General features: G+C 71.5%; 6 protein-coding genes. All 6 read right to left on the reverse strand.

Going from position 1 to position 4,062, the window contains the following annotated elements:
- Positions 1–807, reverse strand: an 807-nt coding sequence (locus tag NBZ85_RS28570; RefSeq protein ID WP_261563055.1) for a DEAD/DEAH box helicase, incomplete at its 3' end; no start/stop codon positions are given.
- Between the two features lie 54 nt (positions 808–861).
- Positions 862–1,869, reverse strand: a complete 1,008-nt coding sequence (tatC, locus tag NBZ85_RS28575; protein ID WP_261559737.1) for a twin-arginine translocase subunit TatC — start codon at positions 1,867–1,869, stop codon at positions 862–864.
- 91 nt (positions 1,870–1,960) lie between these two features.
- A complete protein-coding gene (tatA, locus tag NBZ85_RS28580; protein ID WP_261559736.1) occupies positions 1,961–2,257 on the reverse strand; it encodes a Sec-independent protein translocase subunit TatA in 297 nt (98 codons plus the stop codon).
- Between the two features lie 328 nt (positions 2,258–2,585).
- A complete protein-coding gene (locus NBZ85_RS28585; protein WP_261559741.1) occupies positions 2,586–2,801 on the reverse strand; it encodes a hypothetical protein in 216 nt (71 codons plus the stop codon).
- Positions 2,802–2,811: 10 nt separating this feature from the next.
- On the reverse strand, positions 2,812–3,804 hold the full coding sequence (locus tag NBZ85_RS28590) for a helix-turn-helix transcriptional regulator (protein ID WP_261559734.1): 993 nt from the start codon (positions 3,802–3,804) through the stop codon (positions 2,812–2,814).
- Between the two features lie 3 nt (positions 3,805–3,807).
- Positions 3,808–4,062: WCX domain-containing protein (locus NBZ85_RS28595; RefSeq protein WP_261563057.1), on the reverse strand; the 255-nt coding region annotated here is incomplete at its 5' end.

Here is a 4,062-nt window from a genome sequence, read left to right on the forward strand (position 1 = left end):
GCGCGGGCGCCGATCCCCGGACCGCCCGCCCGCGCCCGTGCTGGCCGCGCCGGCGGAACCGACGGCGGGTGGGGAACCCCAGCCGGGCCGGGCGAGGTCCTGCTCTGACACCGCCCGGGCGATCGCCGCCTCGCCGGGCGGCACCGGCTCGCCGGGGGTGTCCTCGAGGAACAGGTCGTGCAGGGTGCGGTCAGCGAGGACATGCTGCCACAGCGGCACGGGCCGGTGATCGCTGACGATGACCCGGGTGTGCCCGCGGACGGTGACAAGCCACTCGCCGAACTCCTCGGCGTTGCTCACCGTCGCCGACAGCGACACCAGCCGGACGTGCGCCGGCAGGTGGATGATGACCTCTTCCCACACGGCGCCCCGCTGGCGATCGGCGAGGTAGTGCACCTCGTCCATGACCACGTAGGCGAGGTCGGCGAGGTCGCCGCCGCCGACCGGGCCGGCGTAGAGCATGTTGCGCAGCACCTCGGTCGTCATGACGACGACCGGCGCGAAGCCGTTGCGGACGGTGTCGCCGGTCAGCAGGCCGACCTTGTCCGCGCCGTATCGGGCGACGAGGTCGGTGTACTTCTGGTTGGACAACGCCTTGATCGGCGTCGTGTAGAAGCAACGCGTTCCCGTGCTCAGGGCGAGATGGGCGGCGAACTCGCCGACGACCGTCTTGCCCGCTCCCGTGGGCGCCGCGACCAGGACACCTTCGCCGGCCGCCAGCGCCGAGAGCGCCTCAAGCTGGAAGGGGTCGAACCCGAAGGGGAGGCTGGCGGCGAACTCCACGAGAGCCTCAGGCGTGGAGGACACATTGCCACCCTACGGGACGCGGCGTCCCCGCACCGACCGCCACAGCAGCTGGCGTCAGGTGATGTCGAGGTGCGACGGATCGCCGGCCAGGGTCGCGGAGCCGGTCCCCGCGCCGACCGGCGACGACGAGGCCGACTCGGCCGGCCGCCCGACGCCGGCCGCGCGAGGCGGCGGAGCCTCGTCGAGATCCAGCGGCGAGGTCTCGTCGTCACCGAGGTCGGCGTACGGGGAGTCGTCGCCGCGGCGGGCCCTGCGCCGGTCGTTGATCCAGCCGATGATCAGCGCGACCTCGTAGAGAACCACCATCGGAAGGCCCAGCGCCAGCATGGTGAACGGGTCCTGGCTGGGCGTGACGACAGCCGCGAAGACGAACACGAGGAAGATCTCGGCGCGCCGCCAGGACCGCAGCCGGGCGGTGGTCACGACGCCGGCCAGGTTCAGCATCGCGACGAGCAGCGGCACCTCGAACGAGAGCCCGAAGATCAGCAGCATCGCCTGGACGTAGCTGAGGTACTTGTTGCCGTCGAGGACGCTGACCAGGCCGTTGCCACCGAACCCGAGCAGCAGGCTCAGACCGGTGGACAGGGTGTAGTAGGCGAAGAAGGCGCCGGTGGCGAACAGGATCAGCGAGATCCCGACGAATGTGAGCGACCAGCGCCGCTCGTGCCGGTGCAGGCCGGGGGTGATGAACGACCAGAGCTGGTAGAGCCACACCGGGGAGGACACCACCGCCGCCGCGATCATCGAGATCTTCAGCCGGATGGTGAACGCGTCGAGGATCCCGAAGAAGTACAGCGTGCAGTCCGTCGACGCCGCGCCGTCGGGGCTGAACCGCTTGCTGGCGGGCAGATCACAGTACGGCGCCTTGAGCCAGTTGAAGATGTGCGGTTCGAGGATGAAGCAGACGACCGCGGCGATCGCGAACCCCAGGAGCGCGATCGCGATCCGGTTCCGCAACTCACGAAGATGCTCCGTGAGTGGCATCCGGCTGTCCTCGACCGTGCGGGTACGCCGCTGGTTCACCGAGGCGAACAACCTCCGCGGCGTGGGGATCCCTGGCACGTCGGCGTCTCCTGGTCGAGGGGGCGAGGGAAGGGCGCCGACGACCGGCGCCCGCCGGCCGGACGCCGCGACGCCCTGCCGGCACGCGCGGTCAGTGCCGGTCGGCCGCCGGGGCGGAGCCGTTCACCGCGACACCGGGCTGGGCGCTCTGGGCGGGGGCGGCGACCTGAGCCGGCGCCTCGATCGGCAGCGGGGCCTGGTGGGTGGCCGGAGCCTGGTGGGTGGCCGGAGCCTGGTGGTCGTCGTCACGCAGGCCCTTGGTCTCGGCCTTGAAGATGCGCAGCGAGCGGCCGAAGGAACGCGCCGCATCGGGGAGCTTCTTCGATCCGAACAGCACCAGCACGACGAGGGCAATGATGATGATTTCGGTGGTGCCCAGGTTTGGCATGGACGGCGTCCTCCGATGAGCGGTACCGGCCCGGTCCCACGACCGGTGCGATCGATGCTACGTCCGCCAGCCTAGGAGGAGATAGACGGTATACAGGTATCTCGCAGATGACGGCTGCGCAACGAAGCGGGACTGCGAGACGAATTGTAGTCAACCCGCAACCGATTGCGGGCAAGTTCCCGTGTCACAATCGACCAAAATCTCTCACAGCTACCAAGTGGCGGCGCTGCGCCCACCTAATCGTGACTCTTTGTCGCGATTCAGAGCCGCGCCTTCGCCGACCTTGGATCACAATGGGACCACAGCTGAACCCGCCCGGTCGGGCTGGTCAGGAGGCGCGCTCGGCGAGTCGGGAGGTGACCTCGGCATGGTCCAACCGGGCGGAGAGCTCCGCGGTGTCGGCGGCGAGGCCCGACACCCGGGTCGACAGCTCGCCGAGGGCCCGACGCACGCCACGCACCTTCTGCCACACCTGCCAGGCGCACAGGGCGAGCAGGACAAGCCCACCGAGGATGAGCACGAGGTAGACGAGCGCCCAGAGCATGCCGATCACCCTACCTTTCGTCGTCCGCGCCGCCGGACGGGGCGTCGAGCCCGTAGGCGGCCAGCGCCCGGCGGGCCAGAGCATGCACCTGCGCGGCGAGAACCAGCGGCTCGACGACCCGCACGTCGGCGCCGAGGCCGAGCACGAGCCGGTGAAGCCAGGAGGTCTCCCGCGCGTACAGGGTGATCTCCAGACGACCGCCGGGCAGCTCGCGCACCCCGGTGACCGGGTAGTAGTCGGCGACCCAGCGGGCCGGCGAGGCGAGTTCGAGGACGACCCGGACATCGGCGGGGCCGGGCCGGTAGATCCCCTCGCTGGTGTCACGGGACACCGCGCCCGGCGGCGGGGCAGCCGGGATGTCGAGCACCTCGACCCCGTCCGGGCCGTCGATGCGGTCCAGCCGGAACAGCCGCACCGCCTCCGCCCGATGGCACCAGCCCTCCAGGTACCAGTGGCCCTCCCGGACCAGTACCCGCATCGGGTCCACGTCCCGTTCGGTCAGCTCGTCGCGGGACCACACCAGGTAGCGCAGGTGCACGCGGCGGCGTTCCCGCACCGCCCGCTGCACCGCCGCGAGCACCTCGGCATGGGTGTCGAGGCTGACCCGCACCTGGCCGGCGACGCTGCCCGCCGCGCCGACCGCTTTCTCCAGCTTCTCCAGCGCCCGGTCGAGCGCCTCCCGCCCGGCGAGACCCGGCACGTCGGCGAGCGCGCGGGCGGCGACGACCAACGCCGTCGCCTCGTCCACCGACAGGCGCAGCGGCCGGTCGAGGGTCTGCGGATCGGCGACGGTGATCCGGTCGCCGGAGTAGCTCAGATCGATCAGGTCGCCCGGCGCCCCGCCGGGCAGCCCACACACGAACAGCAGGTCCAGATCATCGCGCAGCTGCCGCGGGGTGATTCCGAAGGCCTCGGCGGCCACGGGCAACGGGATGCCGGGATGCGCCCGCAGCCACGGGACGAGAGCGAGCAGCCGGCTCAACCGGTCGGTCGCGGCGCTCATCGCTCATCGCCCGCCGAGGACGGCGGCGGCCTCGCACACGCCGGCGGTGCCCGCGGCCGCGGCCCGCAGCCGGGCGACGACGGCCGCGCGCAGCTCCGGCGGCTCCAGCACGATCACATCCGGCCCCGACCCGACGATCCAGCGGGCGAACCGCTCGGTGTCGGCGAACTCCATCTCCACCAGGTCCATGTCCGCGGCAGGCGCGGGACGGGTGGCAGAGGCTGGGAGGGTGGCAGAGGCAGACGCGGGGAGGGTGGC

It is taken from the genome of Frankia tisae (assembly GCF_025403405.1).
Classification (GTDB): Bacteria; Actinomycetota; Actinomycetes; order Frankiales; family Frankiaceae; genus Frankia; species Frankia tisai.

What these genes read in the sequence shown, in the direction of transcription:
- tatA (WP_261559736.1), bottom strand. Translation starts at nt 2,257, where the DNA reads ATGCCAAACCTGGGCACCACCGAAATCATCATCATTGCCCTCGTCGTG.
- NBZ85_RS28585 (WP_261559741.1), bottom strand. Translation starts at nt 2,801, where the DNA reads ATGCTCTGGGCGCTCGTCTACCTCGTGCTCATCCTCGGTGGGCTTGTC.
- NBZ85_RS28590 (WP_261559734.1), bottom strand. Translation starts at nt 3,804, where the DNA reads ATGAGCGCCGCGACCGACCGGTTGAGCCGGCTGCTCGCTCTCGTCCCG.